This is a genomic window from Edaphobacter sp. FHG110511_03, assembly GCF_059115365.1.
The window spans coordinates 1422325-1438004 of record NZ_JBZYWL010000001.1 but is presented as its reverse complement, the minus strand read 5'-3'; the positions used below and the strand labels follow the sequence as shown (position 1 = coordinate 1438004).

The window sequence follows — 15680 nt, the reverse complement described above, 5'->3', positions numbered from 1 at the left end:
CAAGGATCAGCGGCGCTAAGTTGAAGTGAATCAATACAGGGTCTGCGAATGGAGTAGATGAATCATGATTGAACTGAAAAACCTGGAACGCAGCTATAAGACCGGACACATGGAGACGTGGGTTCTTCGCAGAGTGAACCTGACGATTCGACCGTGGGAGTTCATCACGGTGATGGGTCCATCGGGCGCAGGCAAGTCTTCGCTCCTGAATGTGCTGGGCATGCTCGATGATCAGTGGCGCGGCGAGTTCGACTTCGACGGAGAGGCCGTCCACCGCATGAATCGCAAACAGCGCGCAGACCTGGCACGGCGGCGCATCGGGATCGTCTTTCAGAGCTATCACCTGCTGGATGACCTGACTGTGGCGGAGAATATCGACCTGCCCCTGTCCTATAAAGACATTCCCCGAGCCGAGAGACAGGCGTTGGTCGCCGATACGCTGGACCGCTTCAGCATTGTTGGCAAGAAGGATCTCTACCCTCATCAACTTTCGGGAGGGCAACAGCAACTGGTGGGGATCGCGCGGGCAATGATCCACAAACCCTCGCTTTTACTCGCGGATGAGCCTACAGGAAACCTGCAGTCGAAGCAGGCGAAGGAGATTATGGAGATGTTCCGGCAGTTGAATGAGGAAGGCACAACGATCGTGCAGGTGACGCACTCCGAGGCGAATGCGGCCTACGGCACGCGAACGATCGAGCTTCGAGATGGATGGGTCCACTCCGACACTGCAGGCGAGGTAGCAGACAAAGCAGAGGAGGTGCGTCCTTGAGGAGTTTCCTTCCCAGATGCGTAAGCGTGGTTCTGCTGGTTGCACTGCCGACGTGGGCACAAGATCCCCAGGCGCCCACAGTACAGACTCCTACCCTGCGGCTGGACATACCGCACTCGCACAATCCGCTGGATACTTACCGCGCGACGCTGGTGCCGCAGCCAAACCTTGCGAATACGCCTCGCATTGATTCACTGATTCATAACGGTGTTCTTGAGCTGAGCTTGAAAGATGCGATCACACTGTCGCTCGAAAATAACCTTGACCTGGCGATCGCGCGCTACAACATTCCCATCGCGGAAGCGGATATTCTTCGGACGCGCGCTGGTGCGTCCTTCCGCGGTGTGAATACGGGCGTGGTGCAGAATACTCCGGGTGGCGGCGTAGGGGGATTTGGATCGAGCTCGAGCGGTGCGGGTGCCGGTGGCACCTCCGGCGGTGCGGGCGGTGCCGGATCGGGAGCCGCGGGCCTGGTGCAGTCGACTCTGGGAGCGGGAACGGTAGTGCAGTCCTTTGATCCCTCCCTTACGGGAACGTTCAGCAACGAGCATTACACCCAGCCACTTTCGAATATTACGATCTATGGTGTTCCTCTGCTGCAACAGAATACGACAATCGGAAATGTCAACTATTCTCAGTCTTTCCCAACCGGTACGACCCTCTCGGCGGTCTTTCAAAATAATCGCGCTGCAACGAACAGCACGAAAACTTTTTTGAACCCGACTTTAAATACGTACTACCAGGTGGCTTTCCAACAACAACTACTGGCCGGGTTTGGATTCGGTCCGAACCTGCGATATTTGCGGATTGCGAAGAATAACCAGAAGATCTCCGATCAGGCCTTCAAGCTGCAGGTGGTCACCACGATCACACAGATCGCAAACATGTACTGGGATCTAGTAGCCGCTTATGAAGACGAAGGGGTGAAGAGCCGGGCGCTCGACTTTGCGAGGCAGACGCTGGACAGCGGACGCAAGCAACTTGAGCTGCAGGCTATTCCTGCAATGGATGTGATGAAGGACGAGGCCGAGGTCGCGAACCGCGAGCAGGATCTGACGATCGCCAAGACGACGCTGCAGTTTCAGGAGCTGCTGATCAAAAACGCCCTGACGAAGAATCTCGACGACCCGATTCTAGAGGCGATGCCTGTGCGCCCGACAGACTCAAGTTCGACGATGAGCACGGAGAGCACGGGGTCGACAGAGGACAGTATCGCCGAGGCCTTGCGGGATCGGATCGAGTTGAGCGAGTCGACCATCGATCTTGAAAACAGACGTATCAGTCGAAATGCGGCGCGCAATGCGCTTCTGCCGACGGTCGCGGTTAATGCTTACTATGGTGGGACCGGGCTTGCGGGACCGCCCTATCCGGCGGCCGGAGTTCCTTCGACGGCACCGATGGGCTGGACCGGCGCAGTGAGCGATGCTTTTCGTAACGTGGCGCCGGACTACTATGTGGGTATTTCGGTGAATGTGCCCATTCGCAACCGCGTGGCGAAGTCCGACCAGTACAGGTCGGAGCTGGAGGCCCGGCAGGCGGAGCTGCGAATGCAACAATTGAAGAAGCAGATCCGCATCGAGGTGCGCAACGCGGAATACGCTCTGGAACAAAGCAAAGCAAGGGTGGAATCGGCTCGCAAAGGCCGTGAGCTGGCGCAGAAGACGTTTGATATTACGGCGAAGGAGCAAGAGCTCGGTGCGGGATCGAATTACCAGACTTTGACGGCACGGCGGGATCTATCCGCTGCAGAATCGGCGCTGGTCGCCGCGATGACGGCCTATCAGAAGGCGAAGATCGAATTGGACCGATCCGAGGGAACGACGTTGGACGCGAACAAGATTTCGATAGAATCGGCGAGGACAGGGATTGCTCCAGACGTGCAATAACAGAGAGAGGCTTCATGGTGGAAGTGATGACGGCGAAGGATGCCCGGCCGACCAGACAGGAGACTCTGTGCCGACTACTCGTTGCAGACGATCAGCCCCATATACTGGAGGCGATTCATCTACTGCTGAAGCCTGAAGGGTACGAGTTGGAGATGGTCCGAACTCCGGCCCTTGCTTTGGAGGCAATGACCCGAGAGAGCTTCGACGGCGTGCTTGTCGACCTGAACTATACCCGCGATACAACCTCGGGGCAGGAAGGACTGGAGCTGGTAGCGCGCATCCGGGAGATCGACTCGCAGGTCCCCATTGTGGTGATGACGGCATGGGGAAATATCGATCTCGCTGTTGAAGCGATGCGTCGTGGCGCCGGGGACTTTATTCAAAAGCCCTGGGAGAATGCGCGGCTGTTGAGCGTGCTGCGTGCCCAGATTGAGCTCTATCGCAGTCAGCGGAGGGCGCAATGGCTGGAGGCGGAAAATCGCATCCTCAGGGCGCCAGGCGCACCTGATTTCATTGCAACCGCTCCCGCGATGAGGCCCGTCCTTGAGACAATGGCGAGAATCGGGCCCTCGGATGCGAATGTTCTTATCACGGGCGAGCATGGCACAGGCAAAGAGGTTGTTGCACAGACGCTGCATCGACTTTCGACACGCGCAGATCGCACCCTGGTTGCCGTCAATACGGGAGCGCTGCCGGAGGGCACGTTTGAAAGCGAACTCTTCGGCCACGTGAAGGGCGCCTTCACGGACGCGCGCGCGGATCGTATTGGGCGTTTCGAGCTAGCCAATCATGGCACTCTTTTTCTGGATGAGATTGCAAATATCCCCGTGCGCCAACAGGCAAAGCTTTTGCGCGTGCTCGAGACCGGCGAGATGGAACGCGTAGGCTCCTCGAAGACCCAGCGTGTCGATGTGCGGATGCTCTCGGCAACCAATGCCGATTTGCACGCGGAATGCGCAGCCGGACGCTTTCGCGAAGATCTACTCTTTCGCCTGAACACCGTCGAGATCGCTTTGCCAGCTCTACGGGATCGTCGAGAGGATATTCCCCTGCTCGCGGCGCATTTCCTCTCACGTCACTCCGAGCGATACCGGAGACCCTTGCAGGGCCTGGAGCCCACGGCAATGCAGCAGATGTTGCAGTATGGATGGCCTGGAAACGTACGCGAGCTGGACCATACGCTGGAACGAGCTGTCTTGATGGCGCGTGGGGAGCGCATTGAGGCCTCCGACCTCGGCCTACAAGCGCAACGTGGAGGGGCCGCGGCGCAGAACCTCGATGAGATGAGCCTTGAAACTGTTGAGGCGATTCTGATTCGCAAAGCATTAGCGCGTGCCAATGGCAATGTCAGCCACGCCGCCGATGCTCTTGGGTTGAGCCGTGGTGCACTGTATCGGCGCATCGAGAAATATGGCCTCTGATTCTCAGCCTCGCACGAAACCTATTACCCGCATGAGTCTGGGGAAGACGCGGAGAAGGGTAAGTTTCGAACGAAGATTAAGGCTGTGGCTTCTGCTGATGGGAGTGCCAGTCCTTGTTCTGACTTGGTCCGTGATGCGCATGGAGGGTGCGGACTCGACGGTCCAATGGATCGTCCTCGTGGTTCTCGCAGGAGGATGGGCGTTTGTAGTTTCGCTGTTGATGGAACAGATTACCCGTCCTCTGCAGACTCTCGCAAACGTCGTCGCTGCCTTACGTGAGGACGACTACTCCTTTCGCGCACGCGGAGCGATAAGAAACGATGCTATGGGTGATCTCGCGCTCGAGATCAATGCACTGGCGAGCATGCTGCAAGCTCAACGCGCGGGAGCGCTGGAAGCAATGGCTCTTGTGGAACGGGTACTCGACGCCATGCAGTCCCCCGTGTTCGCCTTCGATCAGGAGGGCAGAATAAAGCTGATCAATGCCGCAGCTGAGCAGATGCTTGGAGTCGATGCAAAAAAAGCTCTTGGCCGGCCGTCGGGAGAGTTCGAGCTTGCCTACCTGATCGATGCTTCGGACGACGATCTATTTTCGCTGGGAAATGGTCAGCATGCTGCACGTTGGATCGTGAAGCGAGCGAACTTCCGCCTAAGCGGAGTTCCGCATACGCTGGTTGTTCTCTCCGATGTAAGCGCAGCTTTGCGGGAGGAAGAACGACTGGCTTGGGCGCGACTGATCCGAGTGCTCGCGCATGAGATCAATAATTCGCTGGCTCCTATTAAGTCGATCGCTGAAAGCCTGCGCGGCCGCGTTACTGTTGCTGTTGCAGGCGATCAGAGTGGTGACTTCGAGCGTGGGCTTGAAGTGATTGAGAATCGCGCAGAGTCGCTGAATCGATTTCTACAAGCCTATCGACAGTTGATGGGATTGCCAGCGCCACGGCTTGAGATGGTTCCACTTGCCCCGTTGATCCGTCGAGTCGCGCAACTGGAGACACGAGTAAAGGTGAATATGGCGGAGGGCTCGGAGATTACGCTACCCGCTGATCCGGATCAGATTCAACAAGCCCTGATCAACCTCATTCGGAATGCAGCGGAGGCCGCGCTGGGGCCTGATACTACGCACGAAGGCACAGCCTGTGTTGGGATTGAATGGAAGGACAACGGAAATGAAGTCACGATTGGCATCACCGACAATGGACCCGGCCTAACCAATGCAAGCAACCTGTTCGTTCCCTTCTATACGACAAAGCCGAATGGAACGGGGATCGGTTTAGTGCTTGCGCAGCAGATCGCCCAGGCTCACCGTGGGATCGTCGAACTTCGCAATCGGAACGACGGCCGAAGCGGATGTAGAGCAGAACTGCGACTTCCACTGACTAATTCCATGCGCGAGATGAATTCGTAAGGATTCTACGGCGCTAATTCTGCCCTTCCCTGCGAGCCAATTCCGCGTTGAACTCCGCGCGCGTCATCTTCAGCTTGTCCGGGTGTTGATCGATCCACTTTGCGAATGCCTGATATTTCGCGGGGTTCCATCCCCCTTCGAACTCAGCACCGTTTTTTCCCAAGGAATTCATCTCGAAGTTGAATGCGTCTTCAAGATTGGTGAACTCCGCGGAAGCAACCGCGGCAGCAGCCAGGGTCGCAGGGATAAAGATGATCCCATCCTGCTTCGCAACAACAAGGTCTCCCGGCAATACAGTCGCGCGACCAATGCGGATGGGCGCGTTGATTGCGGTAAGCGTCATATCCTTCCATGCAGAGGGATCGCTGGCGCGATAGAACCCATTCAGATTCTGGATCTTGCGGTTCTCCTCAACGTCGCGAATTCCGGCGTCAAAGACAAAGCCAACGTGCGAATGCGCGGCGATTCCACTCCCTAGATTCGACCCTATAAGGGTTCCTTCCACGATCTTGCCGAATCCATCGGCAACGTAGACGTCCCCGTTTTGAAGCTCATTGATAGGCCACATATTGTTTCCGCCAGTGCGGCCTTCAGACTTGCCCTCTGCCTTGATGGCAGACACCATATCAGGCCTCGCGGGCATGTATTGCGCAGTCAAGGCTCGACCTACCATGGGCTGATCGATGTGGAGTGCTTGCCATCCACTGTCATATTGACAGTGGTAGCCGTGCTCTTCCAGAAAATCCCACAAGTCTTCTATGGTAATGTGCGAGGCGCGCGCAACGACGGAATCGGGAATCTTCGGCCGACCATCGGAAAAGCGTTCTCCCTTCCAATCAGAGGTGTAGAACAGGATCTGTTGCCTGGTCATGTTTACCTGCGCTGAGAGCCGCGCCGTTCCCATAGCTGCTAGGGCACATAATGTGCCCACAAGAAATCTCTTCAAGTTCGACTCCCTCTCTTAAATGCCGCATAGCCATACGATGGAATCATTCTATGGAAGATGCTCACTGACAATTTAGCGCTTTCGCAGATTCAGCGGAACGAACCATCTTCAAATTGGGGCTTTCGAAATAAATCTCGACCCTGGCCGCAAAATTCAATCTACCAAGCCACAATGATATTTTGCACTGAAAGGCGAGGCGTACTAAACTTTCAGAGGGAAGAGTGGCCGAGTGGTTGATGGCTCCAGTCTTGAAAACTGGCGTACCCGGAAGGGTATCGGGGGTTCGAATCCCTCCTCTTCCGCCATTTCGTCTTTTCTCTCTGGCTTCTGAGGTGGATACAGGCCGAAGTGCCCAAGAATGGCCTCTTTCAGGCGAATTCTTGAACTGCAGAGAATGATGGAGAGGAGAGCCCCATCCTCTGAACTAAGGTTTTTCTCTCGCGTAAAGGATATCCGCTTGTCCCGATTTTAGAGTCGATGAACTCCGAGACATGCGATGGCGGAGACGCTCGGCTTGAAAAATGTTTCGGCTCTTCTCACGAAGAATTTAAATGAGGAACAGCAGGCGGCAGACAAGATTCTGGCCGCAGCAAAGCCGATCCTTCTGGAGTCCGCGAATCAGCCCGAAGAAGGCGACAAGAAGCCTAAGACGGGCAAAGAAAAGTACTCGGCCCAAAAGAGCCGGGAAGATGAGAAGAAGGCCGCTCTCGATCTCGTAGCGCATGGTTCCAGCAAATAGAACGAGTTGGGACAAGAGGCGGTGTAAGACCGTCTCTTGCTAACTACTGACCTATGGCTGAAAACGTCTTCCATATCGGCTCGTGAACGTTTCTCACAAAATTCCTGCTCGTGTCTTGCTATCGTCTCTAGGCATTCTTGGACATGGCCGGGTATCGGCATGAGAGTATGATGCCGATCACGGTACAGGACCGTTTCGCATGTCATGATCCTCCGCCGCCACAATAGCCAATGCGTGCCAGTCACTCAGTGCTATCAGTGTTTATCAAGGCCAATTTCTGCGCTTCGTTAAGATTTACTGCAAAATGTGTCGTCTCACCTGAAACATGGTGCACGGCACTGAACGCGATTTCATAGCGTTCGCGGGGAATCCCCGCCTGTGAGAATGCTGCAGCAATTTGTTCGCTTGTCCTAAACCTTCGAACGACCCCGCTAAAACCGACCACTTCTCCGACTATCGAACAGGAGACGATATAGGGCTCTTCCCCCTCATCTTTGCGAAGATTGACTAGAAAATCCGGTAAAAACTCCGTGTGATTTAACATTCGTCAGTCCGTTTAGAGATGATGTGCTGCGGTGGAGGGCGCGATAGGACAACATAACGATGGACCGAAAGGCCTGGCAGGTGTCAGCGATTCCCTTTTCTGCCAGCAAGCAGGTAATCACTAGAACCACGCTCTCCTAGATCGATACGACCTTCCATGTATAGCTGGCCGTATTCAGAAATGATGGAATCATCCGACGTTTAGTTGTATCTGGATCACCCCAAATGCCCTCTTTTTGGAGGAAACAAACGAGACATAGTCCAAGACAGTTGAGGCGGCCCAACTATGTTCTACAACTCCCTCTCGGCACCGTGACCATTTCGAGGAACAGCCACTGGTCAAGTCCTCTGGATTCCTGGGTTACGCGAAAGCCGCAATCCGCCCTTACCTTGAAACTTATTTTTAGTCTCCAGTAACTCTGAACCGAAATCCTCAGACGTTTGGTGGTGTGCCTCTAGCCCGACCGATCTAGCACCCCAAACTCCAGAATCTTACGTGAATAATACCGACCCCAATACTGCAAGTTGCGACTTGCGACTCGAATGGCCCCTCTTTTGCTGAAAGGTCGTCTTTTATCGGCAACTTCAGTTTCGAACGTTCCGATAACCCCGTTTTCGATAAGTGTGCATACACGGGTCTATTTCGGAGCAGTAGAGATGGACTCGGAGGATCGGATATTGTGGCCGGCAAGGGTGTACTGGCCCAAGAATCGGACTGTCGCGATGCCGTCGAAGGTAACGGGTACCCACATATCGCCCAGTTGCGCAAATTGCAGGGTTATATGAATCTCCTTTAGCCAAAAGGAGGGACTCTTGACGGGCACTCCTTCAATTCGGCGGATGCGGAAAGTGCTTGCATCTACCCAGATCTGACCGCGTAAAAGGTTTTTCTCCTTCCGCTTAGGGAAGATACCCAGGACGTATTCAGGAACAATGCCGAAGTTCTGTCGCCGAAGAAAGACGAAGTCATAGTTCGCCCGACTGATCTCGCTGCTACGTTTTTTCGTCGTTGAGTCGGTTTCCGTTGCCAGAATTTCACGAACCATTCTTTCGCCCGCTGAGTTGCCTTTCGCCTGAATAATCTTGTACGTCTTCACGTCGGGAGGAACGAAATCGATCTGCGCGATGACCTCAGAAGTGGATTGCTTACTATAGCCGCGGAACACTTTGTATTCTCGCGTCACCTCATATGGTAGAGATTGAGCGGGATCCCGGTGCAATATGTCCTCCATACGTTGGAGAATCAGGTTCAGACGGGCATTTCAGTGGCGGACGAAGTTTCCTGTGACGATGCGGCGAGCGTTGCCAAAAGAACGAAACCTGACAGCCAGAGCGTTGGCGTAGCTGTTTTCGTGCGTCTCAAACAGACCGTCCATAGTAGGCATTACGTTAGCGAGAAGAACCCTATCCTGCTAATGCGGATGATAGTTTCATGCGCGGCGTGAGAGGTCAATCGTTACAGTTATGGCCATTCCTGACCGTCATTCGCTATTACCGAATGACGGTCGCGCCGGAAGTGATCCCATAGTGCCTGAAGAGCCCGGTTTCTGCGGCAATGAGTGCTACGCTGTTGCCGATATGGCCACAAACGAAAGCCTCCACAGAAAGCCGGCCAGCTCAACTTTGCTGACGAGCCGGCTCAGGCGGTCGCCAAGCCAGAATCGAAGGAGTCTCCTCACACAGAGCGGGCGCCCCTGGTCGGTGAGGGAGTCACCGTAGCCACCAGCGCCACCGTCTGGACGATCCTTCCTAACCCCATGTGTGGCCGCCACTACAGACGCGGCGACAAGCAGAAGATAGCCGAGACAATGCGGAGTGAAATGATAGGCTGTTGGCACTATGACGACGAAGCTATCCATTGAAGTGGCGGGGCAGATTGTGAACACAATTACTCTTTTGGGCGCAGCCACTCCGGTTCCTCAAATTGGGGATACCCTGACTTTCAAGGGTTTACCGCTGCTCGTCGCTCAGCGTTTCTTCAGCTATGGAACGGATGCGCTGGATATAACCATCGTGTGCTCCGAAACGGCGGACTTTAGAGCTCTCAAAGAGGCCGGTCTTCACCCCGAACATGACGAAGCGAGACGCGTAGCTCTTCGCAAGCAACAGTGGGATGAATAGATGCTCAGGCCATTCAAAACAAACTTACTCAATAGCGCGTAGACTCACGGCCATGCGAGCACTCGTCAGATCCACAAACCGTTTGGAAGAGATCAACGCAGAAATTGACGCGCTGAAGTTGAAGATTATCGGATTAACGAATGATGGAAGCGTTCCGCCCCGGGCTTTGATTGAATTGCGAGTTCTAAAACTCGAACTTGTAGACCTGCAAACTGAGTACCGGAACGAAGTCGCGGGATTGCCCATGTAGCTAATTAGCCGCACAAATGGCTGTCCGTGACAGAGAGACCGGCTTCTCAGTGTTAGTTGACCGAATTTAAGCTATCTAATGTCTAGGTCGCGAGTAACATCTGAATTGATTGCGGTTTGCTGCACTCGCACTGACAGACACCCCACCCTCCGAGCCGCCGGATTGTATGGTCTCAGCCAGAGCCAAACTCCGTTTGCTGGAGAACCTTGATGCCGATTGCTGTATGCCCGAAACAAAAAGAGATGCATGCGCTAGTTATAAACGCCTATCGTCGTTTATATGATCTCGATATCTTCCGCCATACCGCACAGGATCTAACGTTCGCGAAAGACCATGTATTTCGGATGAATAGGATCGTCTCCGCGCACTGCCGCGAATGCGATGAATGCAACGGTACCGTAATCATAGAGCCAAATTTCCTAGCCATCCCACCCCGGTTTCAGTGATTACAGGCAGTTGGAGATCTTCGTCAATTTCACGGATGAGCAGCAACGGAAGCTGAAGTGCGAGCCTTTGGATGTCTAACAAACGAAAACCACCGAGGAAAGCCGAGTCTATCGACATCAGTGCTAGGTTGGCTGCGAAGCCGAAACTTGAGAAGCACCATTCTCACGAGGCTCCGCAGGTAGGGGATACAGTGTGCATTGGCAGCGGAGAAGCCGAATACCGCGTTAGCTATGTGAGTCCGGGCGGGAGAGATGTAAATCTTGATATTCCCGGAACTAATCTCGAACGCTTCCGCGTCCCTATCGAAGATCTGACTGTCGCGGATCAAGTTCTACTCAAGCCAAAAGAACCGGTAAAGCCAGATATCGACAAGGAAGACGTCCACGAACATCTGGTATCTGCTCAGCACAGGAGCATGCACCATTTCGAAGGCGACATAGCCGTTCTCAAGAGATATTTCAAGAGCAAAGGTGTTCCTTCCGACTCCGCCAATGAGTTGGACGATCTCCGTATGGACATCGAAGACAGGTGGAGCGGGGCGATCGAATCGATCATGGATAGGCTGGGGCGGTAGGTTTGCTCCAGCCTATGAAACGTTTACGATGATGAATTTGATCGTCGCGCCCCATAATTTCGTTTGTTCTTTGCAAAGAGTAAAGCGCTCAAAACAGGTGCATTCAGCAAGAGCGTGACACCCCCCTTCCAAAACACAATTTTCTATCTGCTCATCGCTTTATATCCTCCAGGATTTGTTTAGTGGCACAGTGATCACTTCAAGCGTATGATCATCTCAGTTGTTGAATTATCTTTCTCGCCTCCAGCTGTTCATGCTTTGCTCCAGACGAGCACCTTCCAAGCAAGCAACAGACTAACTGGAGTAGCTATGAGCTTCGCCCACAAAACTGATGTAAAAAACCATCTTTCTAGGCGTACGAGAAAGAATATTCTTCCTTTAAAGTCATTACTGGGACCTGATTCCTCAGGTTCTAAGGATGAAGAACAAATCCGTTCTACGATACGCACTTCCAGCGCAGTTTTATCTCCCGATGGGAATGCAGTTGCTGTATTGGAAGTCAGAAAATTGCCCGTATGAAGCAGAATGCGATCTTTCTGCGTACAGGATGTTGCTGCCTGACGGATTAGCTTTTATTCAAGAGCCATTTTGAGAGAGGTGGATGTCTGTCAAAAACACGACTGCCACCACACTTGATAAGAGTTGCGAAATGCAGACTGGCACTTCATGTGGCTTACGGAAGCATATAGGTGTTGGAGTATTGGTCGAACAGCCGAATTAGCTTGTAGCAACGCGATGGTATTGGCCTTGAAAAAGGTGCAACAACGGTTCAATGCTGCCGAACTGGGTTTGCTCAAGATCACAAAATACCCTGGGCTTCAAGTTGCAAAGGTCGAGCTTCGTCCTCGACAGATCCAAAGGTATGCTTCTCTTGGTCTTGTCGACGAGATGACTCTCCGCGACAGCACTGCATAGTGGGCGAAGTAAGCCGGGTTTCTAGCTTTTCCTTAAAGTCCCGCTTTTCTCACTACCGTTCAATTTAGCCACGGTGAAAGTAGGCAAGCATGTCTTTCTCCAGAATCTCTCCGGCATTGCAGACATCCCGACTGCCGTTGCCGACACGCATCGCGTTTATTGGTAACTATCTGCCGAGACAATGTGGCATTGCGACATTTACAACAGATCTATGTACCGCGATGGAGGCCGAATTTGGTAGTGGCCACCTCTTCGCAATTCCCGTCAACGATCCGGACTCCAGCTATCAATATCCCGAGCAGGTACGACTCGAGCTTGAACAGGAGGACTGTTCCTCTTATGAACGCGCTGCCGAATTTCTCAATTTCAATGGAAACGATCTTGTCTGCATGCAACACGAGTATGGCATCTTCGGAGGGATTGCAGGCCGTCACGTATTAGCGTTGCTGCGTAGATTAAAGATGCCGCTGGTGACGACACTTCACACTGTTCTACGTGAGCCAGATTCAAATCAACGTGCCGTACTCGATGAGATCGGTTATTTATCGGACCGCTTAATCGTAATGAGTGAACACGCAGCAACGCTCCTGCGCGATGTATATGGCATTCCGGACGAAAAGATCGATGTCATTCCTCACGGTGTGCCAGATCTTCCATTTATGGATCCCAATTATTTCAAGGACATTTTTGGCACACAGGGAAAATCCGTACTGCTTACATTCGGCCTGCTGTCGCCGAACAAAGGAATTGAAAATGTGATTCGCGCATTGCCAGCGATTCTGACGAAGCACCCTGATCTTGTGTACATCGTCTCCGGAGCAACCCATCCGCATATAAGACGACGCGAGGGGGAGCGGTATAGAGAAGAGCTGCAAGCATTAGCAGAAGAGTATGGCGTTTCCTCGCATGTTACCTTCAACAATCGTTTCGTAAGTAATGAGGAAATGATCGAGCACGTCGGCGCTGCGGACATCTACATCACTCCGTACCGCCAAGAAGCCCAGGTGGTCTCCGGTACACTCGCAATTGCGCTCGGTGCGGGAAAGGCGATTATTTCGACACCATATTGGCATGCCAAAGAGATTCTTGCTGACGGACGTGGTGTCCTCGTTCCATTCGATGATCCTAAATCTATAGCAAATGCAGCGATCAGGCTCTTGGACAATGATGCAGAGCGGCATGCGATGCGAAAGCGCGCTTATCTTCATTCCCGCAACACAACATGGCAGAAGACGGCACAGGCCTACATGGCAAGCTTCCAGCGTGCTCGCGTTGAACGGATGCTACGTCCACGAGCTGCTCTGCCAAACATCTTCGCACCCAAGGCAACGGATACATTACCTGCACTCAATACGTCTCATTTATTGAGCATGACCGATGACACGGGCATGTTGCAGCACGCCATCTTTTCTTTGCCCAATAGCCTTGAGGGCTACACGACCGACGACAATGCGCGGGCTCTCGTAGTGACAACTCTACTCGCCACGTCTTCTGTTCCTCAAAGCAATGAGCACGCGGCATTGTCGCATCGCTACCTGGCCTTTCTTTGGTTTGCTTTTCATGGAAAGACAGGCAGGTTCAGAAACTTCCTTAGCTACAACCGTGAATGGCAAGAGGAAGTCGGTTCGGAAGACAGCCACGGCCGTGCCTTGTGGGCTCTTGGGACAGTGCTTGGCCATTCGGAAGATGCTGGCTTAAGAGGTGCTGCGGGCAGGCTCTTCGAGGCTGCCGTTCCGGCGACCCTAACGTTCTCCAGTCCACGCGCCTGGGCATTTTCTGTCCTGGGAATGCAGGCCTATCTGGACTGGTTCCCCGGAGACAGAGTGATTCAGAGTACACGCAATCTCCTCGCTGACCGATTGCTGGATATCTACGAACGTAGTCACTCCGAGACGTGGCATTGGTTCGAGAAGAGCCTCTCCTATTCGAATGCCAGATTATCGCAGGCGCTCCTAGTTGCTGGTTGGCGAAGTAGCAACAAGAGGATGATCGAAGTAGGATGCGAATCTCTCCGCTGGCTTACGCGGATTCAGCACCATCAGGAAGATGATTTGTTTGTCCCAATTGGCTCCAGAGGATTCTTCGCTCAGGACGGCGAAAGGGCACGTTTTGATCAACAGCCTGTCGAAGCCTGCGCAACAATCTCAGCTTGTTTACATGCATTTCGTCTGACCGAAGAAAAGTGCTGGCTTGACGAAGCATGGTGCGCGTTCCGCTGGTTTCTTGGCGAGAACGATCTTCAAGTTCCACTTTACGATGCGATCACGGGCGGTTGCAGAGACGGCCTCCATCCCGATCGAGCCAATGAAAACCAGGGAGCTGAATCAACGCTTTCCTTCCTAATGTCATTGCTCGAGATGCGAAGCATAAAAACTTCCACTGCAGAAAACACGGTCCCTGAAATGAGCGTTTCTCTTTGACTTCAACCATGCATCCAGCAACATCGCCTAAGTTACCCACCGCGAATCAGCTAGACTCGCAGACGCCGGCGAATGACTCCTTATTCATCCGTCATCCTGGCAATCCAATCCTCAGCCGAAAAGATTGGCCCTACCCTGTAAACAGTGTCTTCAATGCCGGTGCGACGCTATTGGCAGATGGAGATACTCTCCTGCTTTGCCGTGTTGAAGATCGAAGAGGGTTATCTCATCTTTGCGCTGCGCGTTCCTCAAACGGAATAGATGGGTGGCGAATTGATCCGCTGCCGACTCTGATGCCAAACCCCCGGGAATATCCGGAGGAGATTTGGGGCATCGAAGATGCTCGAATTACATACGTTCCCGAGCTTGAGCAATATGCGATTGCATATACTTCCTTCGCGCGAGGAGGCCCAGGTGTCTCCCTCGCGCTGACAAAAGACTTCAAAAGCTTTAAACGCTATGGAGTCATCATGCCGCCGGAGGACAAGGATGCCGCACTGCTGCCACGGAAGATCGGCGGCTTCTGGGCACTGATTCACCGGCCCGTGACAACGCTTGGCGCTCATATGTGGATCTCGTACTCGCCGGACTTACAGCATTGGGGTAACCATAAGGTAATACTCCAGGCACGACGCGGCGGATGGTGGGACGCAAACAAGATTGGCCTTTGCTCACCACCCATCGAAACAGCAAAAGGCTGGCTGGTGCTCTACCACGGTGTTCGGCAAACGGCATCTGGCAGCATCTATCGGCTGGGAGTTGCTCTCTTTGACATCGACAGGCCGGACATTTGCCTGCAACGTGGCGATTCCTGGATGTTTGGTCCCGAAGCTGACTATGAGCGAACAGGAGATGTTCGAGATGTCGTCTTTCCCTGCGGACAAACAATAGGAACGGACGGGGATACCATTCGCCTCTATTACGGAGCAGCTGATTCATGCATGGCTATGGCCACTGGCAGCATTCGCTCTCTCCTCGCGTGGCTGGATACGCATTCTAGTGCAGAGAATGAAGGCGGCGCTTAGAACTCGGAAGGAGATTAGCAATGGATATCTCAGGTCTGACTTGGCCTAGCAACGTTCCTCGGTTGCTGTGGATGCGTCGAGAATGCCCTCTCTGCAGTTCGATCGAGTTTAAATCCGCAGAATCGCAACCTCTTGATGGCTTGCTGAAATTACTTATGCTTTGTCCGGTTCGCTGTGCCAACTGCTGGCGACGATACTACTGGTTTGCAAAAT

13 protein-coding genes and 1 tRNA gene are annotated in these 15680 nt (G+C 53.5%); 10 read left to right on the top strand and 4 right to left on the bottom strand.

Annotation, left to right across the window (positions count from 1 at the left end; translation table 11 throughout):
- Positions 1 to 64: 64 nt before the first annotated feature.
- The 4 genes from AC5S26_RS05775 to AC5S26_RS05760 are packed head-to-tail and all read left to right on the top strand — an operon-like array spanning position 65 to position 5487.
- Positions 65 to 772 (top strand): ABC transporter ATP-binding protein, encoded by a 708-nt coding sequence (locus AC5S26_RS05775; protein WP_494183896.1) that lies wholly within the window; start codon positions 65 to 67, stop codon positions 770 to 772.
- Complete coding sequence (locus AC5S26_RS05770) at positions 769 to 2658, top strand: TolC family protein (RefSeq protein WP_494183895.1); 1890 nt, start codon at positions 769 to 771, stop codon at positions 2656 to 2658. The genes AC5S26_RS05775 and AC5S26_RS05770 overlap by 4 nt, the downstream gene beginning before the upstream one ends.
- A 14-nt stretch (positions 2659 to 2672) precedes the next feature.
- Positions 2673 to 4079 (top strand): sigma-54-dependent transcriptional regulator, encoded by a 1407-nt coding sequence (locus AC5S26_RS05765; RefSeq protein WP_494183894.1) that lies wholly within the window; start codon positions 2673 to 2675, stop codon positions 4077 to 4079.
- A complete protein-coding gene (locus AC5S26_RS05760) occupies positions 4069 to 5487 on the top strand; it encodes a sensor histidine kinase (RefSeq protein WP_494183893.1) in 1419 nt (472 codons plus the stop codon). Before AC5S26_RS05765 ends, AC5S26_RS05760 begins: the two co-directional genes overlap by 11 nt.
- A 13-nt stretch (positions 5488 to 5500) precedes the next feature.
- On the opposite strand, the gene AC5S26_RS05755 is transcribed toward AC5S26_RS05760, so the two are convergent.
- Entirely contained in the window at positions 5501 to 6433 is a 933-nt protein-coding gene (locus AC5S26_RS05755) for an RraA family protein (RefSeq protein WP_494183892.1), read from the bottom strand.
- A gap of 215 nt (positions 6434 to 6648) precedes the next feature.
- On the opposite strand from AC5S26_RS05755, the gene AC5S26_RS05750 reads away from it, so the two are divergent.
- Together AC5S26_RS05750 and AC5S26_RS05745 are read left to right on the top strand one after the other, a co-directional pair.
- Positions 6649 to 6738 (top strand) — tRNA-Ser (locus AC5S26_RS05750).
- A 191-nt stretch (positions 6739 to 6929) separates the two neighbouring features.
- The gene (locus AC5S26_RS05745; protein WP_494183891.1) at positions 6930 to 7172 is read left to right on the top strand and encodes a hypothetical protein; all 243 of its coding nucleotides are present in this window, start codon (positions 6930 to 6932) and stop codon (positions 7170 to 7172) included.
- A gap of 241 nt (positions 7173 to 7413) precedes the next feature.
- Here AC5S26_RS05745 and AC5S26_RS05740 read toward each other — a convergent pair whose 3' ends face one another.
- The 3 genes from AC5S26_RS05740 to AC5S26_RS05730 form a co-directional block, all read right to left on the bottom strand.
- Positions 7414 to 7716 carry a hypothetical protein gene (locus AC5S26_RS05740; protein WP_494183890.1) on the bottom strand — a complete coding sequence of 101 codons (303 nt, stop codon included), beginning with the start codon at positions 7714 to 7716 and terminating at the stop codon, positions 7414 to 7416.
- 637 nt (positions 7717 to 8353) lie between these two features.
- Positions 8354 to 8881, bottom strand: coding sequence for a hypothetical protein (locus AC5S26_RS05735; RefSeq protein ID WP_494183889.1), 528 nt, complete (start codon positions 8879 to 8881; stop codon positions 8354 to 8356).
- Between the two features lie 396 nt (positions 8882 to 9277).
- Positions 9278 to 9553 carry a hypothetical protein gene (locus AC5S26_RS05730; RefSeq protein ID WP_494183888.1) on the bottom strand — a complete coding sequence of 92 codons (276 nt, stop codon included), beginning with the start codon at positions 9551 to 9553 and terminating at the stop codon, positions 9278 to 9280.
- Position 9554: 1 nt separating this feature from the next.
- Between AC5S26_RS05730 and AC5S26_RS05725 the strand changes: the two genes are divergently transcribed.
- From AC5S26_RS05725 to AC5S26_RS05710, 4 genes are all read left to right on the top strand, one after another.
- Positions 9555 to 9836: a hypothetical protein gene (locus AC5S26_RS05725; protein ID WP_494183887.1), complete on the top strand. Its 282-nt coding sequence runs from the start codon at positions 9555 to 9557 to the stop codon at positions 9834 to 9836.
- Between the two features lie 767 nt (positions 9837 to 10603).
- Positions 10604 to 11107, top strand: coding sequence for a hypothetical protein (locus tag AC5S26_RS05720; RefSeq protein ID WP_494183886.1), 504 nt, complete (start codon positions 10604 to 10606; stop codon positions 11105 to 11107).
- Positions 11108 to 12159: 1052 nt separating this feature from the next.
- Positions 12160 to 14442, top strand: a complete 2283-nt coding sequence (locus tag AC5S26_RS05715; protein WP_494183885.1) for a glycosyltransferase family 4 protein — start codon at positions 12160 to 12162, stop codon at positions 14440 to 14442.
- An 8-nt stretch (positions 14443 to 14450) separates the two neighbouring features.
- The gene (locus tag AC5S26_RS05710; RefSeq protein WP_494184609.1) at positions 14451 to 15467 is read left to right on the top strand and encodes a glycoside hydrolase family 130 protein; all 1017 of its coding nucleotides are present in this window, start codon (positions 14451 to 14453) and stop codon (positions 15465 to 15467) included.
- The last annotated feature ends 213 nt before the right edge of the window (positions 15468 to 15680 follow it).

Bases quoted from the DNA above. Each gene is read 5' to 3' on its own strand.
- AC5S26_RS05775 (WP_494183896.1), top strand. From the start codon at position 65: ATGATTGAACTGAAAAACCTGGAACGCAGCTATAAGACCGGACACATG.
- AC5S26_RS05765 (WP_494183894.1), top strand. From the start codon at position 2,673: ATGGTGGAAGTGATGACGGCGAAGGATGCCCGGCCGACCAGACAGGAG.
- AC5S26_RS05760 (WP_494183893.1), top strand. From the start codon at position 4,069: ATGGCCTCTGATTCTCAGCCTCGCACGAAACCTATTACCCGCATGAGT.
- AC5S26_RS05745 (WP_494183891.1), top strand. From the start codon at position 6,930: ATGGCGGAGACGCTCGGCTTGAAAAATGTTTCGGCTCTTCTCACGAAG.
- AC5S26_RS05740 (WP_494183890.1), bottom strand. From the start codon at position 7,716: ATGTTAAATCACACGGAGTTTTTACCGGATTTTCTAGTCAATCTTCGC.
- AC5S26_RS05725 (WP_494183887.1), top strand. From the start codon at position 9,555: ATGACGACGAAGCTATCCATTGAAGTGGCGGGGCAGATTGTGAACACA.
- AC5S26_RS05720 (WP_494183886.1), top strand. From the start codon at position 10,604: ATGTCTAACAAACGAAAACCACCGAGGAAAGCCGAGTCTATCGACATC.
- AC5S26_RS05710 (WP_494184609.1), top strand. From the start codon at position 14,451: ATGCATCCAGCAACATCGCCTAAGTTACCCACCGCGAATCAGCTAGAC.